The organism is Kitasatospora sp. NEAU-69 (assembly GCF_057158765.1).
Window position 1 is genome coordinate 139,775 of sequence record NZ_JBWXUE010000004.1, and the last position, 20,084, is coordinate 159,858.

The window sequence follows — 20,084 nt, forward strand, 5'->3', positions numbered from 1 at the left end:
TCGTTCCTCCGTAGGGCCCCTTTGCGTTTTTCGTCCGGATGATGGGGGATGGACATTCCGCGCATTGTCAATTGTCATGTATTAAGCAGGAATTAACGCAACCTCAAGTATTGACAGTGACTTTGGTCTAGGCCAGGCTCTCCACAAATCTGGTCTGGACCACACCCGGACCGCGCTCTTCCGGAGGAACCGCGTGAAGCGTCAGCTGATGGCCGCGTCCGTCGCCACCGTCCTCGTCTCCGGCCTGGCCGCCTGCGGGGGCGGCGCCACGGCCCCGCAGGCCGCCCAGAGCAGCGCGGGTGCGGACCCGGCCACCGGCACGCTCACCATCTGGCTGATGAACGACGCGCAGACGAACTGGCCGGAGCTGGTCCAGCAGGTCAATGACGAGTTCGCGGCCAAGTACCCCAACATCAAGCTCCAGTTGAGCTACCAGACCTGGGCCGACAAGGTGAAGAACCTGGACGCGGCACTCGCCCAGGGCAATGCGCCGGACGTGGTCGAGCTCGGCAACACCGAGACCATGAAGTACATCCTGAACGGCTCGCTGGCGAATCTCGACAAGGCGAACTTCGAGAACTCGGACAGCTGGATCCGCGGCCTGGAGAACACCTGCAGCTACAACGACAAGCTGTTCTGCGTGCCGTACTACGCGGGTGCCCGGGTCGCCGTCTACAACCCGCAGCTGTTCCAGCAGGCCACCGGCAGTGCGGACTTCCCGACCACCGAGGACGACCTGACGGCGGCTCTGGACAAGCTCCAGGCGGCCCAGAAGGGCGACAAGGCGTTCTCCGCGCTCTACCTGCCCGGCCCGTACTGGTACGCGGCGATGTCGTACGTCGCGGCCTACGGCGGCACCATCGCCCGCTTCGACAGCAGCGGCAACTGGCATGGCACGCTGGAGGATCCGAAGTCCGAGCAGGGGATCGCGCACTTCACCGACCTGGTGAAGAAGTACAACCACGGCGACCTGACGGTCAATGAGCTGCACCAGTCCGACGTGCTCGGCAAGAAGGAGACCGCCGTCATCTACGGCAACGGCTGGGAGGCCGCGAGCGCGTCCACCGCGCCGGCCGGCGACCCCTCGCTCAAGGACGTGCTCAAGGTGGCCGGCATGCCGGGGCCGAACGGCAAGCCGCTGCCCAGCTTCATCGGCGGATCGGACCTCGCGGTCACCGCGAAGTCGAAGGTCACCGACGCGGCGACGGCCTGGGTGAAGCTGTTCACCGACAACAAGTCCGAGCAGCTGCTGGCGGACAAGGGGATCCTGCCGAACAACCTCGCGCAGCTGGACCCGCTCAGGTACAGACCCGAGACGGCCGCCGCCGCGAACGCCGTGCCGGACGCCTGGTTCACCCCGCTGGCCCCCGGCTGGAGCGCGGTGGAGAAGCAGAACGTGCTGGTGAACATGCTGAACGCGATCCTCACCGGGACCTCGGTGGACCAGGCCGCCAAGGCCGCGGACGCGCAGATCGACAAGTTGATCAACACCCCCTCCTGACCGCCTCGGGCGGTGCCCCCTCGGGTGTGCCCGAGGTCGCCCGCCCCCGTAGGATCGGCTCAGCAATGCGGAACGAGTGTGCGGACTCGCCGCCGTAAGAGGTCCCGCCGGGCAGCCGCCCGGTGGGGTAGAACCATCTCATCGGAGGCTCATCAGATGTCCGACCAGCAGGCCCACGTCCCCGGAAAGATCATGGCGGCGGAGATGGCCGAGCAGCCGGCCGTCCTGCAGCGCATCCTCGACGAGGGTGCCCCGAAGATCCGCGAGATCGCCGCCGAGATCGCCGCCCGCAACCCCCGTTTCGTCCTGCTCACCGCGCGTGGCACCTCGGACAACGCGGCGCTGTACGCGAAGTACCTGATCGAGGTGCTGCTCGGCAAGCCGGCCGGCCTCACCTCGATGTCCACCACGACCGCGTACGGTGCCAAGCCGGACCTGCGCGACGTTCTGGTGATCACGGTCAGCCAGTCCGGCGGCTCGCCCGACCTGGTCGCCTCCACCAAGGCGGCCCGCGAGGCCGGCGCGATCACGCTCGCGGTGACCAACAACCCGGGCTCGCCGCTGGCCGAGGTCTCCGAGTTCCACATCGACGTGCTGGCGGGCCCGGAGAAGGCGCTGCCGGCCACCAAGACGTACACCGCCGAGCTGCTCGCGCTCTACCTCTTCGTCGAGGGCCTGCGCGGCAACGACGGCGCGGCCGCCAAGGTGCTGCCGGAGCTGGCCGCCGGCGTGCTGGCCCGCCAGGCCGAGATCAAGGCGCTGGCGGAGCGCTACCGGTTCGCCCAGCGCCTGGTCATCACCTCGCGCGGCTACGGCTACCCGACCGCCCGCGAGGCGGCGCTGAAGCTGATGGAGACCACGTACATCCCGGCCTCCCCGTTCTCCGGCGCCGACCTGCTGCACGGCCCGCTGGCCATGGTGGACAACGTCTCGCCGGTCATCGCGATCGTGCCGGACGGCAAGGGCGGCGACGCGCTGCAGCCGGTCCTGGACCGGCTGCGCGGGCGTGGCGCGGACCTCGTGGTGGTCGGCCAGCAGGACCAGGTGGACGCCGCCTCGGCGGGCTTCGCGCTGCCCGCCGGCGTGCCCGAGGAGGTCCAGCCGATCCTGGAGATCCTGCCGCTCCAGCAGCTGGCCTACGAGGTCACCATCGCCCGTGGCCAGGATCCGGACGCGCCGCGCGCGCTCGCCAAGGTCACCGAGACGCACTGACCGGCACCCCGCTGTTCTCCCCGAGGGGGGAGCAGCGGGGCCCGTGATGCACCGAGGCCCCCTAATCGCTCAGCGATTAGGGGGCCTCGGTGCATCACGGGCCGGAAGACACGCCTGGAAAACACTACGGGCCACGGCGCCGACACGGGACCCTCAACCCATGCGGCACCGCAGCCCGGAGCTGTCGTCGGACGCCGATCGGGCAGCGGAACTGTGCGGGGTCCCGGTGCGGCGGCGGCCGACCGAGGAGGACCCACGCGCGGTCAGGGCAGTAGCGCGAGTCGGTCTCTCCTTGGTGCTCCTTCATTGTGGACTAGACCAATCTGGGTTGTCCAGGGGAGCTCCGAAAATTGGTCTGGACAACTTCGGGCCGCCCCGGGCCGGGACACCCGGGGGCAGGCCGGGCCGCCGCCCGCGCGGCGCCCCGCCCGGCATCCCGGCTACTCTCGGCCCTGTGCCCTCGTTGAACGAACTCGTCCGCCGCCACACCACCCTCACCGGTGCCGACGTGGAGTGGCTCCACATGCTGGTCTCGGAGTGGCAGCTGCTCTCCGACCTCTCCTTCGCCGACCTGGTGCTGTGGATCCCCACCTGGGACGGCATCCGCTACGTCTCGGTCGCCCAGATGCGCCCGAACACCGGCCCGACCTCCTACCAGGACGACATGGTCGGCCACCTGGTGCCGCGTGGCCGCCGCCCGCTGCTGGACGCGGCCTTCGACGAGGGCCGGATCGTGCGCGAGGGCGACCCGGAGTGGCGCGAGGAGGTGCCGGTCCGGGTCGAGTCGATCCCGGTCCGCCGCGAGGGCCGGGTGCTCGGCGTGATCGCCCGCAACACCAACCTGCTCACCGTGCGCACCCCGAGCCGGCTGGAGCTCACCTACCTGCAGAGCGCCTCCGACCTGGCCCAGATGATCGCCGCCGGAACGTTTCCCTATGCCGGCGACGAGCAGGTGGACATGGACGCGGCTCCCCGGGTCGGTGACGGCCTGATCCGGCTCGACGCCGACGGCATCGTCACGTACGCGAGCCCGAACGCGCTCTCCGCCTACCACCGCCTCGGCCTGACCACGGACCTGGTGGGTGGTCACCTCGGGCGCACCACGGCCGAGTTGGCGCCCCCATCGCGCGGCGCGGTGCACGAGGCGCTGGTCAAGCTGGCCAGTGGCTGGGCGCCCCGGCAGGCCGAGATCGAGGCCCAGGGCGGCGTGGTGACGCTGCGCGCGATCCCGCTCAAGCCGAAGGGCGTGCACACCGGCTCGCTGGTGCTGGCCCGGGACGTCACCGAGTTGCGGCGCCGGGACCGGGAGTTGATGACCAAGGACGCGACCATCCGGGAGATCCACCACCGGGTGAAGAACAACCTGCAGACGGTCGCGGCGCTGCTGCGCCTCCAGGCCCGCCGGATGGAGTCGGACGACGGCCGCTCCGCGCTGGACGAGGCGGTGCGCCGGGTCGGCTCGATCGCGATCGTGCACGAGACGCTCTCGCAGACGCTGGACGAGCAGGTCGCCTTCGACGAGATCGCCGACCGGGTGCTCGCGATGGTGATGGAGCTCTCCCAGGACGGCCAGGTGACCACCCGGCGCAGCGGCAGCTTCGGCATCCTGGCGGCCGAGGTGGCCACGCCGCTCGCGATGGTGCTGACCGAGCTGCTGCAGAACGCGCTGGAGCACGCGTTCGAGCCGGAGGCGGCCGGCAACCTGGAGGTGAGCGCGCTGCGTGGCCGCGCGCCGGCCACCGGGATGGGCTGGTCGGACAGTTGGAACGCCGGTGCGAAGCCGAGCGAGTACCTGCTGATCACCGTGCAGGACAACGGGCGCGGGATGCCGGAGGGCTTCGACCCGCAGCAGGCCGGGAACCTCGGGCTGCAGATCGTCCGGACGCTGGCCACCGGTGAGTTGGGCGGCACCTTCGACATGGTCGCTGCCCCGGGTGGCGGCACCAAGGTGGTGCTGGAGATCCCGGTGCCGTGAGGCCGGTGCGGCGGGGGGCCGGTGCAGCGGGGGCAGCCGGGTGGGGAAAGAGAAACGAGACCCTGCCGACCGGGGGGGGTGGGTCGGCAGGGCCTCTCAACCCGTTCCGGCCGTCGGGGGGAGTCGGTCGGAACGGGGGCTCTATGGGGCGTGGCGGCTGTCGGCGCGACAGCGGTCACCGTCGGGTCGCCCGTCCCGCCATATTGCGTACGGTGAGCGTCCCACGTCCACGATATTGCTCTGCGTGAACGGTATCAAGTGGCCGGGCCGAGCTGTGCCAGGTTGCCCCGGTACTGCGGTAGCAGACGCCGCTGACGCGGGCTGCTCCTGCGGAAGGCTTCGACGGAGTGGCGGCCGAAGCCTGTGATCGTGTGTTGATCGGTACTGCGGCTGATCGGTTGATCAGTACTGCGGTTGATCAGGCGGTGCGGGCGCGGTTGCGGGCGGCGCGACGCTTCATCGCACGACGCTCGTCCTCGCTCATGCCACCCCAGACGCCGGCGTCCTGGCCGGTCTCCAGGGCCCACTGCAGACACTGCTCCATGACGGGGCAGCGGCGGCACACGGCCTTGGCTTCCTCGATCTGCAGCAGAGCAGGGCCGGTGTTCCCGATCGGGAAGAACAGCTCCGGGTCCTCTTCGCGGCAGACAGCGCGGTGGCGCCAGTCCATGGTCGTCCAACTCCTCCGACTGACAGGCGGTGGACCGGTCAGCTCAATCGATGGCTTGTGAATGTGAACGCTTTCACGAATCCCACAACGGCAAAAGGGACCAAAGGCCTCTACGGCCTGACGGTCTTCGCTGAAGGGGGGTTCGGGCGAATCCTGAGGAGTCCCAGTCGTCGGGATGCTCAGTGGGGCCGCTGCGCTGTCCCACCGCGCCGCGTCCCGATCGCCATGTAGAGGTTCGCAAACCTCGGGCCTGGATACAACCCCCTTCGAGGAGGAATTTTTGATTCTTCGGTGTCGCCTACCTCACAGGCCGTACTTCTATGGGGTGAAGGGGGCTAGCGCGTTCGAGAAGAAGGGCGGGACCCCCTTCTGGTCACACAATCACACGCAGTGCCCGGCGTACGCCTGTGAAACTGACGCGACTCCTGTCTCCAAGGTGGTCCCCATCGACCTGAAATGGGGCCGGTTCCTGTGAAACCAAGGTGAAGTGTCTGACGTCGTGATAGGAGACGACGTGCTTACCGGACGGCCCGGCGGCCTTGGGTGATTGCTCCGAAGGAGTGTGCGGCCGCAGAATCTGACGGACCGTACGAGCCGTTCCGAACGCCGTCATTCGAGTGATGCCGAAGACGTCAAGGTCGGTTTCGAAGGACGCCGAGGGAGAAGGCAGCACCGGACGGTTGCCCAGAAAGGTCCACGGCGAAGTGTTCGACACTATGGTCATCACGAGGCCGGGTTGCGGTGCGCGGCCGGGGAGTTCGAGCGTCACGGGGCCGGATTTCCGGTGTTCACGTTCGGTGACGTAGTGCCGGAGCGCTTCGCGGATGTAGAGCGCGTGCGTCGATTTCCGCCCGGACTTCCGCTGTTCCTCGACCCGGCCCACCACGCCCGCGTCGAAGCCGAGGCCGGCCGTGAAGGTGAACCAGCGGTCCGGCAGCCCGTCGGTCATCGCCTTGCCGAGTGAGATCGCCCGTTCCCGCCGGCACTCCAGTGCGTCCAGCAGGACGCCGGTCGCCTCCACCGGGTGGTTCGGCAGCCCGAGCGCGCGGGCGAAGACATTGGTACTGCCGCCCGGCACGATCGCCAGTCTCGGCACCCGTTCGGAGGGGCCGTTCGCGAGCAGTCCGTTGACGACCTCGTTGACGGTCCCGTCGCCGCCGAGCGCCACCACCAGATCCACCGAGCCGTCGGCGGCCGCCTCGCGGGCCAGGTCACGGGCGTGGCCGCGGTACTCGGTGACCGCGACGTCGAGTTTCAGATCACTGCGCAGGGCGTGGGTCAGCACGTCTCTGGTCCGGCCGCTGGTGGTGGTGGCCTTCGGATTGACGACCAGAAGCGCGCGCATGAGGTTCAGCCTACGGCTCTGCGGTGGGGCGGTGGCGGCTACCCTGCTTGAGTGACCGCAGAAACCTCCACCCCGAGCTCCGCCGCGGCCGACGCCGCGGGAGAGGGCACCGCTGCCTCCGCCGACCCGGCCGCGCCCGCCGGCCGTCCGGCGCAGCTGCTCGCCGCCGTGGCCCTGTCCTTCGCCGAGGGCTCGGCGCTGGTCGCCTGGGGCGGCTACATGATCGTGGCCGGGCTGGTCGAGAGCACCCGCAACCAGGCGCTGGTCGAGTACGGCGGCGCGGTGATCCTGCTGATGGGGGTGCTGCCGCTGCTGGCTGCCCGGGCGCTGCTGAAGCTGCGCCGCTGGGGCCGCAGCCCGGCGGTGCTGACGCACTCGATCTGCCTGCCGGTGGCGTACTACATGTGGCAGAGCGGGGGCGCGATGGCGCCGCTGGGCGCCCTGGTGGGCGTGGTCGGCATCGCCGGGCTGGTGACGCTGCTCAACCCGAAGATCACCGCGCTGCTCTACAGCACCGAGAGCTGAGCCGCAGGCCTTAGGGCCTGTCCGGGCGGCAACACGACGCGGCGGGAGCACGACGCGGCCGGTGGGGGTTCGACGATGACGTCGGACCTCCACCGGCCGTTGGTGGCGCCGTGCCGGGTTACTCCTCGACCAGCAGCTTGTCGCGCAGCTGTGCGAGGGTGCGGGCGAGCAGCCGGGAGACGTGCATCTGCGAGATGCCGACCTCGGCCGCGATCTGCGACTGCGTCATGTTCCGGAAGAACCGCAGCACCAGGATCTTCTGTTCGCGCTGGGGCAGTTGGGCCAGCAGCGGCTTGAGCGACTCGCGGTACTCGACGCCCTCCAGCGCCTCGTCGGTGGCGCCCAGGGTGTCCGCCACGGCCGGCGACTCGTCGTCGCTGTCCGGCACGTCGAGCGAGAGCGTGGAGTACGCGTTGGCGGACTCCAGGCCCTCCAGCACGTCCTCCTCGGAGATGCCGAGGTGCTCGGCCAGCTCGTGCACCGTGGGGGAGCGGCCGTGCCGCTGGGAGAGCTCGCTGGTCGCCGTGGTCAGCGACAGCCGCAGCTCCTGGAGCCGGCGCGGCACCCGCACCGCCCAGCCCTTGTCCCGGAAGTGCCGCTTGATCTCGCCGACGATGGTCGGCGTCGCGTAGGTGGAGAACTCGACCCCGCGCTCGTGGTCGAACCGGTCCACCGACTTGATCAGGCCGATGGTGGCCACCTGGGTCAGGTCGTCGAGCGGCTCGCCGCGGTTGCGGAACCGCCGGGCCAGGTGCTCGACCAGCGGGATGTGCATCCGGACCAGCTGGTTGCGCAGCTCCACCCGCTCGGGCGAGCCCTCGGGCAGCGAGGACAGCTGGACGAAGAGCGCCCGGGCCGCCTCGCGGTCGGGTGCCCCGCTGCGGTGGTGCACCGCGGTCTGGGCGGGCAGCGCGGCCCGGACCGCCTCGGCCACCTCGGCGGCCTCGTGTTCGGCCAGCAACTCGTCCGCTTCGTGCTCCTCTTCGCCCTGCTGCCCACCTTCGGTGTGCTGCCCGTCGGCCCGCGGCTCGTGCCCGTTCTGCTGGTCCAGGACGTCCTCGGTCCGCGGGACAGCCGTCGGCTCCGGCGTGGGGTCGGTCGGCTGGCTCATCCGCTGGGCGTCCTTCGGGTGCGCTTCGTGGGGGACGGCGGGGCCCGGCACGGGCCCGCCCGGCTGGGCCGGTACGGTGCGGCGGCCGACCGCGGCTGCGCGCGCGACAGGGCCGCCGGTGGGCGCGGAGCCCGTCGGCAGGCCGTCGGCGAGCCGTGGCCCGACTGCGGCGTTGCGATCCAGATCACTCACGGCGATCCCCCGTTCCGTTCCGGGAGCGCCCGGAACGCCTGCGCGTCCGGGCCATCACATTGGTTGTACCGCGACCGGACCGCGCAGCGGGAGCGATTTCCCCCGCGACCGACCGGTAGCGATGCGGCCGGGCCGAGCGGCAGTGGGCCGCCCGGCCCGGCCGGTGACCGGGTCACGGCTGGGCGATGCTCCCGCCGCGCTTCTTGTGCAGGCTGATGCTGACCGTGCGGTCCTCGGCCACCGAGGACTCCACCTCGCCGGCCAGTGCCGAGAGCACCGTCCAGGCGAAGGTGTCGCGCTCGGGCGCCCGGCCGTCGGTGGTCGGTGCCGAGACGGTGACCCGCAGCGCGTCGCCGACCAGCTTGAACTCGCAGGACAGCACCGAACCCGGCACCGCCTGCTGGAGCAGGATGGCGCAGGCCTCGTCGACCGCGATCCGCAGGTCCTCGATCTCGTCGAGAGTGAAGTCCAGCCGGGCCGCGAGGCCGGCGGTGGCCGTCCGCAGCACCGAGAGGTAGGCCCCCTGGGCGGGCAGCCGGACTTCGACGAAATCCTGGGTGTTGAGGCCGTCCCGGGTCTCGGGACCACCGTCGATCTGGGACACCCTCACCTCCTGGGTGACGCGCTGTGCTTCCGGCTCCACGGCCCTGGCACGTTCTGTTGCTTGGCTCAACTGCTTCGCCCCAACTGTCTTGAGGGGTGGTGCGGTACGTACCGAGTCCTACCCAGTCAGGAGGGGCCGGACGCGGGCCGTCCGCCGAGACGTTACCGCGATACGTCCGCTGATGTCGCGACCTGGGACCGGATTCCCCCGCGCGGGGTCGTCGGGCGCGCGCCCGAGGGGTGCCCCGGGGGCGCCCCGGCCGGTCGCCGGCAGCGGCTCAGCGGGTGCCGAGTTCGCGCAGTGCGGGCCCGGTCATGCGGTAGACCGTCCATTCGTCCATGGCCTCGGCGCCGAGCGAGCGGTAGAAGCCGATGGACGGCTCGTTCCAGTCCAGCACCGACCACTCCAGGCGCTGGTAGCCGCGCTCCACCGCGATCGCGGCCAGCTCGGTCAGCAGCGCCTTGCCGTGCCCGCCGCCGCGCGCCTCGGGGCGCACGTAGAGGTCCTCCAGGTAGATCCCGTGGGTCCCCGTCCAGGTGGAGAAGTTGCGGAACCAGAGCGCGAAGCCGACGGTGGCGCCGCTCGCGTCGTCCTCGGCGATCAGCCCGTACACGGCCGGATCGGCGCCGAACAGCGCCTCGCGCAGCTGCTCCTCGGTGGCCTTCGCCTTGTCCAGCGCCTTCTCGTAGTCCGCCAGCTCGCGGATCAGCTCGATGATGGTCGGGACGTCCTCGACTGCGGCAGTTCTGATCATGCCGTCGAGGGTACTTGGCGGCGCCGCTCGAACCCGTGGTCAAGGCGTGTTCAAGGGAGGACCAGGGCCGGGTCAAGGTACGAACGAAGCCCCTCACTCGGCAGAGTGAGGGGCTTCGTTCGTACCTTGACCGGGCAATCCCGGGATCAGGCCTGCTTGGTCTCCCAGAAGATCTTGTCGATCTGGGCGATCAGGTCGAGCAGCGCCTGGCCGGTGGCCGGGTCGGTCGACGCCTTGGTGGCCGAGGCGGCCTTCAGGGTGTCGTTGACCAGCTGGTGCAGCTGCGGGTACTTCTCGAAGTGCGGGGCCTTGAAGTAGTCGCTCCACAGCACCGAGATGTGGTGCTTGACGGCCTCCGCGCGCTGCTCCTTGATGATGATGGCGCGAGCGCGGAAGTGGGCGTCCTCGTTGGCCTGGTACTTCTCCTGAGTGGCCTTCACCGACTCGGCCTCGATGCGCGCCTGAGCGGGGTCGTAGACACCGCAGGGCAGGTCGCAGTGGGCGTGGGCGGTGACTCGCGGCGCAAACAGACGAGAGAACATGGGAGTCCTTCCTTAGATCGTCTTCCCGCGGCTGAGACTACCCCGCCGACCCCCGCTTCTCTCGGTCGGGAGCGGGGCCTAGGGCAAAAGACGGAGCTGGAACCGGGTGATATCGGACAGACGTTGTCGATACGGGATGCTGGACGAATAGTCCTGCCGGACGGTATGGAACTGACGGTACGACTGGCTGATGATGCGACAAGGAGGCGGGTGCGATGAGGGCGCTGCGGCGGCGGGAAACCGACTCGGAACCGGAGCCGGTGGAGCAGAGCGGAGGCGGGCTGGTGCCGCTCGGGGTGACGGACGTGTCCGGGCCCTCGATGGTGCCGACGCTGTACCACGGTGACCGGCTGCTGGTCAGGTACGGCGCCAAGGTGCGGCCGGGCGCCGTGGTGCTGGCCCGGCACCCGCTGCGCCAGGACCTGTTGGTGGTCAAACGAGCGGCCGAGCACCGGGCCAAGGGGTGGTGGCTGCTCTCCGACAACCAGTTCCTGGGCAACGACAGCCGCGAGTACGGCGCCGTTCCGGCCGAGTTGGTGCTCGGCCGGGTGCTGCTGCGGCTGGCGCCCAACCCGGTCTGGCTGGCCCCGGCCGGCTGGCTGGAGCGGCTGCTGACCGGCTGGCCGCTGGACCGGGTGCCGGGCCTGGCGGCGCGGTTCGGTGTCTTCCGGCAGCTCAGTCCCGAGCTGTAGCGGTGCCGGTGCCGGTGTCCGTGGCGGGGCCAGCGGCGGGGCCCGTCGCAGCGGCCGCGGCAGCCGCCTCCTGGCGCTTGCGGGCCCGGTAGGCCGCCACGTTGGCCCGGGTCGCGCAGCGGTCCGAGCAGTACCGCCGGGAGCGGTTGGTCGAGGTGTCCAGATAGGCGTTGCGGCACGGTGCCGCCTGGCAGATGCCGAGCCGGTCGGCGCCCAGCTCGGTCAGGTGGATCGCCAGCCCCATGCAGGCCACCGCGGTGAAGTTCGCGGTGGCGCTCGGCGCGTTGTCGGCCAGGTGCAGGTGCCAGCGCGGCCGGCCGCTCTCGTCCAGGTAGTCGTGGCCGGAGACCAGCGGGCTGACCGGGTACTCGACCAGCAGGGCGTTCAGCAGATCGACGCCGCGCACCTCCTGACCGGCCGCGGCGGCCTCGAAGACCGCCCGCAGCCGGGCCCGCACCTCGCGCAGCCGGGGCAGGTCGCCCTCCTCGGCGAGCCGGGCGCCGCGCGAGTCGGGGCGGCCGAACAGCGTGCGGACGGCCTCCACGCTGGTCAGCGCGTCGGTGCCGCGCTCGGGTTCCTCGCTGTTCACCAGCCGAACGGCGTAGTCGGCGTACAGGGCGAGCTCCACGGCGATCCTCCGGGCGGTAACGGGCAAGCAGCTTTCAGCCTATTACCTTCTCGGCTCAGGACGAAGGCGGAGCCACCGGTACCGGTTCGCCGGATCCGCCGCGCACCTTCCGCAGTGCGCGCGGGCATGCGCCGAAGCACCCGCGCCCTCGATGCCCGTCCGCCGAGCCGGTCCGCGGCGCTACAGCACCTTGGAGAGGAAGGCCTTCGTCCGCTCGTGCTGCGGGTTGGTCAGCACCTCCCTCGGATGGCCGGCCTCGACCACCACGCCGTCGTCCATGAAGACCAGCGCGTCGCCGACCTCGCGGGCGAAGCCCATCTCGTGCGTGACGACGATCATCGTCATGCCGTCCTCGGCCAGCCGGCGCATCACGTCCAGCACCTCGCCGACCAGCTCGGGGTCGAGCGCCGAGGTGGGCTCGTCGAAGAGCATCAGCTTGGGGTGCATGGCCAGCGCCCGGGCGATCGCGACCCGCTGCTGCTGGCCGCCGGAGAGCTGCGACGGGTAGTTCCCGGCCTTCTCGACCATGCCCACCCGCTCCAGCAGCGCCAGCGCCTCGCCCCTGGCCTCGGCCTTGCCCTTCCGCTTGACCCGGATCGGCGCCTCCATGACGTTGTCCACCGCGGTCATGTGCGGGAACAGGTTGAAGCGCTGGAAGACCATGCCGATGTCGCGCCGCTTCATCGCGACCTCGCGGTCCCTGAGCTCGTAGAGCTTCTCGCCCTTCTGGCGGTAGCCGACCAGCTCGCCGTCCACCCAGAGCCGTCCGGCGTTGATCTTCTCCAGGTGGTTGATGCAGCGCAGGAAGGTCGATTTCCCGGAGCCGGACGGGCCGACCAGGCAGAACACCTCGCTCTGCCGCACCTCCAGGTCGATGCCCTTGAGCACCTCGACCAGGCCGTACGACTTATGCACCCGCTCGGCCCTGACCATCACCCCGCTCTGCTCGGTCATACGTGACCGCCTCCTTCGAGCCCCGGCACCACGTCGGACTTGGCGCTCGGCACGGTCTTGCCGGCGATCAGCCGGCGCAGCCGCTGCAGCGGAGTGGGCGGCAGCGTGCGGTTGGCACCCCGTGCGTAGTACCTCTCAACGTAGTACTGGCCGACGGTCAGGATCGAGGTCATGAAGAGGTACCAGCAGCTCACCGCGATCAGCACCGGGATCGTCTGGAACGTGCGCGAGTAGATGTCGTGGCCGGCCGTGAACAGCTCCTGCAGCGAGATGACCTGGACCAGCGAGGTGGTCTTCAGCATCGAGATGGTCTCGTTGCCGGTCGGCGGGACGATCACCCGCATCGCCTGTGGCAGCACGATCCGGCGCAGCGTGGCGGCATGGCTCATGCCGAGCGCGTGGGCGGCCTCGGTCTGGCCCTCGTCCACCGACTGGATGCCGCCGCGGACGATCTCCGCCATGTAGGCCGCCTCGTTGAGGCCCAGGCCCAGCAGGGCGGCGGTGAAGACCGGGATCAGCGTGTTCGTCGAGCCGGACCAGAACGAGGGTCCGAACGGGATGCCGATCGAGAGCTTCACCCAGAGCGCGCCGAGGAAGTTCCAGAACACCAGCTGGACCAGCACCGGCGTACCGCGGAAGACCCAGATGTAGACCCAGGCGGTCGCGGAGAGCAGCGGATTGTGCGACAGGCGCATCACCGCCAGCAGCACGCCGCCGACCACGCCCATCAGCATCGACAGCACGGTCAGCTCCAGCGTGACGCGCACGCCGTGCAGGATCTGCGAGTTGAAAATGGTGTTGCCGACGACATCCCATTTGAAGGCGGGATTCGCGATCAGGGCGTGGAGCAGCATCGCGATGAGCACGAGGATGACTGCTGCTCCGGCCCAGCGTCCGGGGTGGCGTACCGGGACGGCCTTGATGGCCTCAGGCCGTTCCGGGCGCGCCGCCCCCTGATCTGAAGAGTTCACGATGGCCTCAGGGGGTTGTGTCGCGGGGGATCAGTCGCGGGGGATCACCCGGCGGAGATCAGCTGGTGGCGCCGTTGATCACCGACTGGGTGACGGCGCCCGCCTGGACTCCCCACTTCTCCAGGACGGACTTGTACGTGCCGTTCGCGATCAGCTCGTTGACGGCGCCCTGGACGGCCTTGCCGAGCTCGGAGCCCTTGTTGACCACGATGCCGTAGGGGGCGGTGCCGGTGACCGAGCCGATCTTCTCCAGCTGGCCGCTGGTCTGCTTGACCGCGTAGTCGACGACCGGGGAGTCGGCGAGCATCACCTGGTCGCGGCCGGAGACCACGGCGTCGGTGACGTCGGTCTGCAGCGTGAACTGGTCGCCGTCGTTGGGGATGGTCGGCTTGCCGGCCGCCGTGCAGGCCGGGTTGAGGGTGTTCTTGATCAGGTCGGCCTGGGTGGTGCCGGTCTGCACGGCGACCTTCTTGCCGCACAGGTTGTTCGGGTCGATGTTGTCGGGGTTGCCGGCCTTGACGGCGGTGCCGGTACCGGCCGAGAAGTAGGTCACCATGTCGACGGTGGCCTCGCGCTCCTTGGTGTCGGTGAAGGAGCTCATCCCGAGGTTGTACTTGTTCGACGTGATGCCCGGGATGATCGAGGTGAAGTCGGCGTTCTGCACGTTCGCCTTCAGGCCCAGCGTCTGTGCGATCGCGTTGGCCATGTCGACGTCCATGCCGACGATGTTGCCGTTGGCGTCCTTGAACTCGTTCGGTGCGTACGAGGCGTCGGCGGCGACGATCAGCTGACCGCTGGACTTGATGTCGGGGGGAAGCAGGGCGGCCAGCGAGGCGACCGCGCTGGGCGTCGGCAGCGCCGAGCTGCCCGAGCTACCGGAGCTGCTGCTCTTGCTGCTGCTGCAACCCGAGACGACCAGCGTGCCGGCGATCAGGACCGCGCCGAGGGCGGCCAGGTGGGGGCGGTGAGTAGGGATGCTCATCGTGAGGACCCTCCTGCTGAGCGGTAAGGCGGATGTGGTGCGCCGCTCCTTCCGGTCTCTTCCCGATCTCTTCTGAACAGGTTCCCACCGGTCCTCCGGTCCCGCCCGCCGGTCCCGACCCAGGTCCAGCGGTGGCAGGTGCATGCTCAATGTGGGATTCGCCACGTGCTTCCCGGTCTGCCGGGCCGGGCTGCGGGTGTGTCAGAATCTGCTATCGGGTGACCCCCGACACCGAACAGAGGCCGCCGGTTCGCGACAGGACCGGGGTGCGCAGGACCGGAAAGTCGACGACGCCGACTCCGTATCCGAGGCACCAGCTCCCCTCCGCGCCTGCTGTTCACTCCTGCGTGTTTGCGTACCGATTCACCGTTGACTGCGCCGCTGCCCGGGTTCTTCCGAAGCCCGAGCGCCGGATGGTGGAGTCCTACAGTGAACAGTGCGTGACTATGGCTCGATGGCACAGGTGCGGTGCCGGCAGTGGGGCCTAGGCTCGGCCCGGAAGCACACAGTGCAGAACACCCAAAACCCTCATTTCGAGGGCGCCCGTCCGACGGCCGCGCCCGATCGCCTCCCGGCTCCGGGTCCGCTGCGGCGGGCCCGGGATTTCAGCATCCCCGGGGGCGGCCGAACGCCCGTCGCCGCGTGCGTCCTCACTGATCATGACGAAGAGGTCATCATCGTGGCAGCGGAGATCATTCACCCTCGTACCCAGGACACCGAGGACCCCGTCGACGCCGTCTTCGCGCTGCACCGCGGCGGCAAGATGGAGATTCGCGCGACCGTCCCGGTGCGTGACGCGGACGACCTGTCCCTGGCCTACACCCCGGGCGTGGCCCGGGTCTGCACCGCGATCGCCGAGCAGCCCGAGCTGGTCAACGACTACACCTGGAAGGCCAACACGGTCGCCGTCGTCACCGACGGCACCGCCGTGCTGGGCCTGGGCGACATCGGCCCGCAGGCGTCCCTGCCGGTGATGGAGGGCAAGGCGATCCTGTTCAAGCAGTTCGGCGGCGTGGACGCGGTGCCGATCGCGCTGGACTGCACCGGGGTGGACGAGATCGTCGAGACCGTGGTCCGGCTCGCGCCGTCCTTCGGTGGCGTCAACCTGGAGGACATCTCCGCCCCGCGCTGCTTCGAGATCGAGCGCCGGCTCCAGGACGCGCTGGACATCCCGATCTTCCACGACGACCAGCACGGCACCGCGATCGTCACGACCGCCGCGCTGTGGAACGCCGCCAAGGTGACCGGCCGCGGCATCGCCGAGCTGCGCGCCGTCATCTCCGGTGCGGGCGCGGCCGGCATCGCGATCGCCAAGATGCTGGTCGCGGCCGGCATCGGTGACGTGGCGGTCTGCGACCGCCGCGGCGTGGTGTACGAGGGCCGGGGCGACCTGACCGACGTCAAGGCCGAGATCGCCGCGCTGACCAACAAGACCGGGCAGCAGGGCTCGCTGGCCGACGCGCTGGTCGGCGCCGACGTCTTCATCGGCGTCTCCGGCGGCACCGTGCCGGAGGAGGCGGTGGCGACCATGGCCAAGGGCTGCTTCATCTTCGCGATGGCCAACCCGACCCCGGAGATCCACCCCGAGGTGGCGCACAAGTACGCCTCCGTGGTGGCCACCGGCCGCTCGGACTTCCCGAACCAGATCAACAACGTGCTCGCGTTCCCCGGCATCTTCGCCGGCGCGCTGCAGGTCCGGGCCACCCGGATCACCGAGGGCATGAAGCTGGCCGCCGCCGAGGCGCTGGCCGAGGTCGTCGCCGAGGAGCTGACGGCGCAGCGGGTGATCCCCTCGCCGTTCGACCCGCGGGTCGCGCCGGCGGTCACCAAGGCGGTCGCCGAGGCAGCCCGCCGCGAGGGCGTCGCGCGCCGCTGAAACCTCACCGGTGCGCCCGGGACACGCGTTGCAGGTCACACTCGCGCGTGGTTCCGGGCCCCGGCCGCGGCCCGCTAGGGTCCGGATCATGTTCGCTGCCTACGCCGCCCGCATCGATGCCGACGATCCGCTGAGTGCGCTGGAGCTCGGGGAACTGCCCGAGCCCGAGGCCCGTCCGGGCTGGAGCGTGGTGACCGTCAAGGCGGCCACGCTCAACCACCATGACCTCTGGTCGCTGCGCGGGGTCGGCCTGCCCGCCGAGCGGCTGCCGATGATCCTGGGCTGCGACGCCGCTGGGATCGACGAGCACGGCAACGAGGTGGTCATCCACTCCGTGATCGGCCAGAGCGGCCACGGGGTCGGGCCGAACGAGCCGCGCTCGATCCTGACCGAGCGCTACCAGGGCACCTTCGCCGAGCGCGTCGCGGTGCCGACCTGGAACCTGCTGCCGAAGCCGGCCGAGCTCTCCTTCGCCGAGGCGGCCTGCCTGCCGACGGCCTGGCTGACGGCCTATCGGATGCTCTTCACGAACGCGGGCGTGCGCCCGGGCGACACGGTGCTGGTGCAGGGCGCCGGCGGCGGGGTGGCCACCGCGCTGATCGTCCTCGGCAAGGCGGCCGGCCTGCGGGTCTGGGTCACCGGGCGGGACGAGGCCAAGCGGGCCCGGGCGGTGGCGCTCGGCGCGGACGCCGCCTTCGAGAGCGGTGCGCGGCTGCCTGAGCGGGTGGACGCCGTGATGGAGACGGTCGGGGCGGCGACCTGGTCGCACTCGGTGAAGTCGCTGCGGCCCGGCGGCACGATCGTGATCTCCGGCGCGACCTCCGGGCCGAACCCGAAGGCGGCGGAGCTCAACCGGATCTTCTTCCTGGAGCTCAAGGTGGTCGGCTCGACCATGGGCAGCAAGGAGGAGCTGGCCGGTCTGCTCGCGCTCTGCGCGCACGCGGGCGTGCGCCCGGTGATCGACTCGGTACTGCCGCTGAGCGAGGCGCGCGAGGGATTCGCGCGCCTGGCGAAGGGCGAGGTCTTCGGCAAGATCGTGCTGGAGCCCTGACAGTCGCGTGACGCACGAGTGGGGCGCGCGGTGTGTACCGCGCGCCCCACTCGGGTGTTTTTTGCGGAGGCTCCACCGAGAAATCGGCACCGCCACTCTCCCCCCCTTCCTAGTACGGCCTGGGCCTGGGTCAGCTGATCGGGCGTCACGGTGCCGGCGTCCCGGGCCGCGTCACGGACCTGGTCGCGGAACCGGTCGAGCAGCCGGTCCAGCTCGCGGGTCGGATCGCCGGCCGGGTCGGTGCGGGCCCAGCCGGGCAGGTCGGCCGGGGCGTCACCGGTCGCCTCGCCGGTGGCGTCCTTGCCAAGGTCGACCCGGGTGGCGGTGACCTTCTCCTCGCGCGGCGAATCGCCCCAGCGGATCGACTCGGCCAGCCCGCCCAGGCTGCGGGTCAGCTCGGAGAAGCCCTCGGCCAGCCCGCTCGGCCAGTCGCCCTTGCCGGCGTGCTCGCGGACCTGCTGCTCGACCCGGTTCTTGATCCGCAGCGCCTCGTCCCGGGCCGCCTGGCGGACCGCCTGGGACTGCTCGCGGGCCTTGCGGGCCTCCTCCTTCGCGCGCCTGGCCTGCTCCTTGGCGGCCCGCTCCTGCTCCTTGGCCCGCTTCGCCTGGGCCTTGAACTCGGCGAACTCCTCCTTGGTGCGCTGCCAGGCCGGATCGCCGGTGCGATCGCCGGTGCGCGGCCCGGTGGCCCCGGCCCAGCCGGCGCCCGGGTCGGCCCTGGGCGCGTTGCGGGCGGCGTCGCGCAGCTCCTCGCGCAGGTCCTTGGCCGAGTCGCGGACGTCCTCGCGGATCGCGCCGGCCAGCTGGGTCACCGAGTCGCTGATCTCCAGCTCCAGTTCGGCGAGGTCACTCTGGCGGTCGGTCAGCTCGGCGCGGCCGGCGTCGGTGATCCGGTAGACCTTGCGGCCACCCTCGCTCGCGTGCTCGACCAGCCCCTCCTGCTCCAGCTTGGCGAGCCGGGGGTAGACGGTGCCGGCGGACGGCGCGTAGAGCCCGTGGAAGCGCTCCTCCAGCAGCCGGATCACCTCGTAGCCGTGTCGCGGCGACTCCTCCAGCAGCTTCAGCAGGTAGAGCCGCAGCCGACCGTGTCCGAACACGCCGCTCATGCGTCCGCCTCCTGCTCGTTGTCGCCCTGGACGCTGTCGCGCGGCTCGGCGTCGCGCGGCGCGGGGGCGGTGGTCAGCTCCTTGGCCGGGGCGTCGTCCTGCGACTCCGGGCGGCGCAGCAGCGAGACGCCGCCGCTGACCGTGGTGACCTGGAGCCGGCCGGCGCCGCTGCCGAGCGTGCCGCTGAGCTTCTTCGAGCCCCAGCCGCCCTCGACCGTCAACTCCTCGAAGGCGGTGGCGAACTGACCGCTGGTGCTGCCCGCCTCGACCGTGGTGTCGGCCGGCTGCGGGAGCCGCACGGTGACGTCGCCGCCGACCGTGTTGACCTTGATCTCGGCCGCGCCGGCGTCCAGGTCGAGGGTGACCGCGCCGCTGACCGTCTTGGCGTGCAGCTTGCTGGTGCTGGAGGAGATCACCGTCAGGTCGCCGGAGATGGTCTTGACGTCCAGCTCGCCGGTCACCGACTGGGCGTCCACGCTGCCGGAGACCGACTTGGCGTCGATCTGGCCGCCCAGCGCGACCAGCGTGGTGCTGCCGCCCACGGCGCGGGTGCTGGTCACCCGGCGCACGCCGGAGACGATGGTCTCGGCGGTGACCGTGCCGGTGCGGACCTCGGTGTCGGCCGGGACGGTCAGCGAGACCACGGCCGTCGCCTCGCGCTTGCGGCGCAGCGAGTTGAAGAAGCCCTTGACCGAGTCGACCGACTTGAAGTTCTCGGCGAAGTCGTTCCAGGTCAGGTCGGGGTAGGTCACGGTCAGGACGCCGTCGGCGAGGGTGACCTCGAGCGGCTCGCCCTTCAGCTCGCCGACCTCCAGGCGGGCCGGGCCCTCGGCGGCGACCACGTTGACCGCGCCGCCGATGATCCGCACCTGCACCGAGCTGACCGGCTCGTCGATGGCGATCTTGCCGGGCTCGCTGATCGTCCACTGGCTCATCTGTTCGTCCTCCCGTCGCGCGGCCGCCGTCGTACGCTGGATAGGCGATCGATCCGGCAAGTCGCGATGTATCGCGTCTTCTGAGAAACACGATATATCGCGTGACGGGGAAGTCAAGCACTTCTCCGTGCCGAGAGCGACGAAGGGCCCGGGAGTCGCCTCCCGGGCCCTTCGTCGTGCGGTCTGCCGGCCGTTCCCGGCGGCTCAGTCCTCGTCGTCCTCGTCGTCCAGCCGGGCCAGCCAGGTGGCCAGCCGCTCGACGGGGATCTCGAAGTCGGGGTTGAGGTCCACGAACTCGCGCAGGCGCTCGGCCAGCCACTCGAAGGTGACCTCCTCGTCGCCACGCCGGCTCTCCAGCTCCTCGATGCCGCGGTCGGTGAAGTACACGGTGTGCTCCGGTCCAGAGTGATGGTGACGGTGAAAAGGATACGAAGGAGCCCGGGCCCGCCGAAGCGGAC

19 protein-coding genes and 1 pseudogene are annotated in these 20,084 nt (G+C 70.4%); 7 read left to right on the forward strand and 13 right to left on the reverse strand.

The window, feature by feature from the left end:
* Positions 1-193 precede the first annotated feature (193 nt).
* From AC060L_RS06595 to AC060L_RS06605, 3 genes are all read left to right on the forward strand, one after another.
* Entirely contained in the window at positions 194-1,501 is a 1,308-nt protein-coding gene (locus AC060L_RS06595; RefSeq protein WP_483797570.1) for an extracellular solute-binding protein, read from the forward strand.
* 156 nt (positions 1,502-1,657) lie between these two features.
* Positions 1,658-2,713 carry an SIS domain-containing protein gene (locus AC060L_RS06600; protein ID WP_483797571.1) on the forward strand — a complete coding sequence of 352 codons (1,056 nt, stop codon included), beginning with the start codon at positions 1,658-1,660 and terminating at the stop codon, positions 2,711-2,713.
* 463 nt (positions 2,714-3,176) lie between these two features.
* The gene (locus AC060L_RS06605) at positions 3,177-4,688 is read left to right on the forward strand and encodes a sensor histidine kinase (protein ID WP_483797749.1); all 1,512 of its coding nucleotides are present in this window, start codon (positions 3,177-3,179) and stop codon (positions 4,686-4,688) included.
* Positions 4,689-5,106: 418 nt separating this feature from the next.
* Here the strand turns inward: AC060L_RS06605 and AC060L_RS06610 are convergent, their stop codons facing one another.
* Together AC060L_RS06610 and AC060L_RS06615 are read right to left on the reverse strand one after the other, a co-directional pair.
* A complete protein-coding gene (locus tag AC060L_RS06610; RefSeq protein WP_014138019.1) occupies positions 5,107-5,358 on the reverse strand; it encodes a WhiB family transcriptional regulator in 252 nt (83 codons plus the stop codon).
* Positions 5,359-5,731: 373 nt separating this feature from the next.
* Positions 5,732-6,703: a diacylglycerol/lipid kinase family protein gene (locus AC060L_RS06615; protein WP_483797573.1), complete on the reverse strand. Its 972-nt coding sequence runs from the start codon at positions 6,701-6,703 to the stop codon at positions 5,732-5,734.
* A gap of 51 nt (positions 6,704-6,754) precedes the next feature.
* Between AC060L_RS06615 and AC060L_RS06620 the strand changes: the two genes are divergently transcribed.
* Entirely contained in the window at positions 6,755-7,228 is a 474-nt protein-coding gene (locus AC060L_RS06620) for a hypothetical protein (RefSeq protein ID WP_483797575.1), read from the forward strand.
* A gap of 118 nt (positions 7,229-7,346) precedes the next feature.
* On the opposite strand, the gene AC060L_RS06625 is transcribed toward AC060L_RS06620, so the two are convergent.
* The 4 genes from AC060L_RS06625 to sodN all read right to left on the reverse strand — a co-directional run bounded on the left by AC060L_RS06625 (position 7,347) and on the right by sodN (position 10,431).
* Positions 7,347-8,531 carry an RNA polymerase sigma factor SigF gene (locus AC060L_RS06625; protein ID WP_483797577.1) on the reverse strand — a complete coding sequence of 395 codons (1,185 nt, stop codon included), beginning with the start codon at positions 8,529-8,531 and terminating at the stop codon, positions 7,347-7,349.
* A gap of 172 nt (positions 8,532-8,703) precedes the next feature.
* On the reverse strand, positions 8,704-9,135 hold the full coding sequence (locus AC060L_RS06630) for an ATP-binding protein (RefSeq protein ID WP_483797579.1): 432 nt from the start codon (positions 9,133-9,135) through the stop codon (positions 8,704-8,706).
* Between the two features lie 277 nt (positions 9,136-9,412).
* Positions 9,413-9,889 carry an N-acetyltransferase family protein gene (locus tag AC060L_RS06635; protein ID WP_483797581.1) on the reverse strand — a complete coding sequence of 159 codons (477 nt, stop codon included), beginning with the start codon at positions 9,887-9,889 and terminating at the stop codon, positions 9,413-9,415.
* 146 nt (positions 9,890-10,035) lie between these two features.
* A complete protein-coding gene (gene sodN, locus AC060L_RS06640) occupies positions 10,036-10,431 on the reverse strand; it encodes a superoxide dismutase, Ni (RefSeq protein ID WP_483797583.1) in 396 nt (131 codons plus the stop codon).
* Between the two features lie 215 nt (positions 10,432-10,646).
* Here sodN and sodX point away from each other — a divergent pair, with 215 nt between their 5' ends.
* Entirely contained in the window at positions 10,647-11,123 is a 477-nt protein-coding gene (gene sodX, locus AC060L_RS06645) for a nickel-type superoxide dismutase maturation protease (protein ID WP_483797585.1), read from the forward strand.
* Here the strand turns inward: sodX and AC060L_RS06650 are convergent.
* The 4 genes from AC060L_RS06650 to AC060L_RS06665 all read right to left on the reverse strand — a co-directional run bounded on the left by AC060L_RS06650 (position 11,107) and on the right by AC060L_RS06665 (position 14,658).
* Entirely contained in the window at positions 11,107-11,751 is a 645-nt protein-coding gene (locus AC060L_RS06650) for a CGNR zinc finger domain-containing protein (protein WP_483797587.1), read from the reverse strand. The two genes, sodX and AC060L_RS06650, sit on opposite strands and share 17 nt — an antisense overlap.
* Positions 11,752-11,931: 180 nt before the next feature.
* Positions 11,932-12,684, reverse strand: coding sequence for an amino acid ABC transporter ATP-binding protein (locus AC060L_RS06655; protein WP_483797750.1), 753 nt, complete (start codon positions 12,682-12,684; stop codon positions 11,932-11,934).
* Between the two features lie 17 nt (positions 12,685-12,701).
* Positions 12,702-13,571 (reverse strand): amino acid ABC transporter permease, encoded by an 870-nt coding sequence (locus AC060L_RS06660; RefSeq protein ID WP_483797589.1) that lies wholly within the window; start codon positions 13,569-13,571, stop codon positions 12,702-12,704.
* Positions 13,572-13,734: 163 nt separating this feature from the next.
* Positions 13,735-14,658: an ABC transporter substrate-binding protein gene (locus AC060L_RS06665; RefSeq protein ID WP_483797591.1), complete on the reverse strand. Its 924-nt coding sequence runs from the start codon at positions 14,656-14,658 to the stop codon at positions 13,735-13,737.
* A gap of 679 nt (positions 14,659-15,337) precedes the next feature.
* Between AC060L_RS06665 and AC060L_RS06670 the strand changes: the two genes are divergently transcribed.
* Entirely contained in the window at positions 15,338-16,534 is a 1,197-nt protein-coding gene (locus AC060L_RS06670; RefSeq protein WP_483797593.1) for an NAD(P)-dependent malic enzyme, read from the forward strand.
* An 88-nt stretch (positions 16,535-16,622) separates the two neighbouring features.
* Positions 16,623-17,585: a zinc-binding dehydrogenase gene (locus tag AC060L_RS06675; protein WP_483797595.1), complete on the forward strand. Its 963-nt coding sequence runs from the start codon at positions 16,623-16,625 to the stop codon at positions 17,583-17,585.
* Between the two features lie 119 nt (positions 17,586-17,704).
* On the opposite strand, the pseudogene AC060L_RS06680 reads toward AC060L_RS06675, so the two are convergent.
* The 3 genes and pseudogenes from AC060L_RS06680 to AC060L_RS06690 all read right to left on the reverse strand — a co-directional run.
* Positions 17,705-18,691 (reverse strand): annotated as a pseudogene (locus AC060L_RS06680) (PadR family transcriptional regulator); the annotation flags it as partial.
* Positions 18,688-19,626: a DUF4097 family beta strand repeat-containing protein gene (locus AC060L_RS06685; RefSeq protein ID WP_483797597.1), complete on the reverse strand. Its 939-nt coding sequence runs from the start codon at positions 19,624-19,626 to the stop codon at positions 18,688-18,690. The pseudogene AC060L_RS06680 and the gene AC060L_RS06685, both read right to left, overlap by 4 nt.
* A gap of 204 nt (positions 19,627-19,830) precedes the next feature.
* Positions 19,831-20,013 (reverse strand): DUF6104 family protein, encoded by a 183-nt coding sequence (locus AC060L_RS06690; protein ID WP_280715251.1) that lies wholly within the window; start codon positions 20,011-20,013, stop codon positions 19,831-19,833.
* Between the last annotated feature and the right edge of the window lie 71 nt (positions 20,014-20,084).

Coding starts and splice junctions, on each gene's coding strand:
- AC060L_RS06610 (WP_014138019.1), bottom strand. CDS start 5,358: ATGGACTGGCGCCACCGCGCTGTCTGCCGCGAAGAGGACCCGGAGCTG.
- AC060L_RS06665 (WP_483797591.1), bottom strand. CDS start 14,658: ATGAGCATCCCTACTCACCGCCCCCACCTGGCCGCCCTCGGCGCGGTC.
- AC060L_RS06655 (WP_483797750.1), bottom strand. CDS start 12,684: ATGGTCAGGGCCGAGCGGGTGCATAAGTCGTACGGCCTGGTCGAGGTG.
- AC060L_RS06635 (WP_483797581.1), bottom strand. CDS start 9,889: ATGATCAGAACTGCCGCAGTCGAGGACGTCCCGACCATCATCGAGCTG.
- AC060L_RS06675 (WP_483797595.1), top strand. CDS start 16,623: ATGTTCGCTGCCTACGCCGCCCGCATCGATGCCGACGATCCGCTGAGT.
- AC060L_RS06685 (WP_483797597.1), bottom strand. CDS start 19,626: ATGAGCCAGTGGACGATCAGCGAGCCCGGCAAGATCGCCATCGACGAG.
- sodN (WP_483797583.1), bottom strand. CDS start 10,431: ATGTTCTCTCGTCTGTTTGCGCCGCGAGTCACCGCCCACGCCCACTGC.
- AC060L_RS06615 (WP_483797573.1), bottom strand. CDS start 6,703: ATGCGCGCGCTTCTGGTCGTCAATCCGAAGGCCACCACCACCAGCGGC.
- sodX (WP_483797585.1), top strand. CDS start 10,647: ATGAGGGCGCTGCGGCGGCGGGAAACCGACTCGGAACCGGAGCCGGTG.
- AC060L_RS06600 (WP_483797571.1), top strand. CDS start 1,658: ATGTCCGACCAGCAGGCCCACGTCCCCGGAAAGATCATGGCGGCGGAG.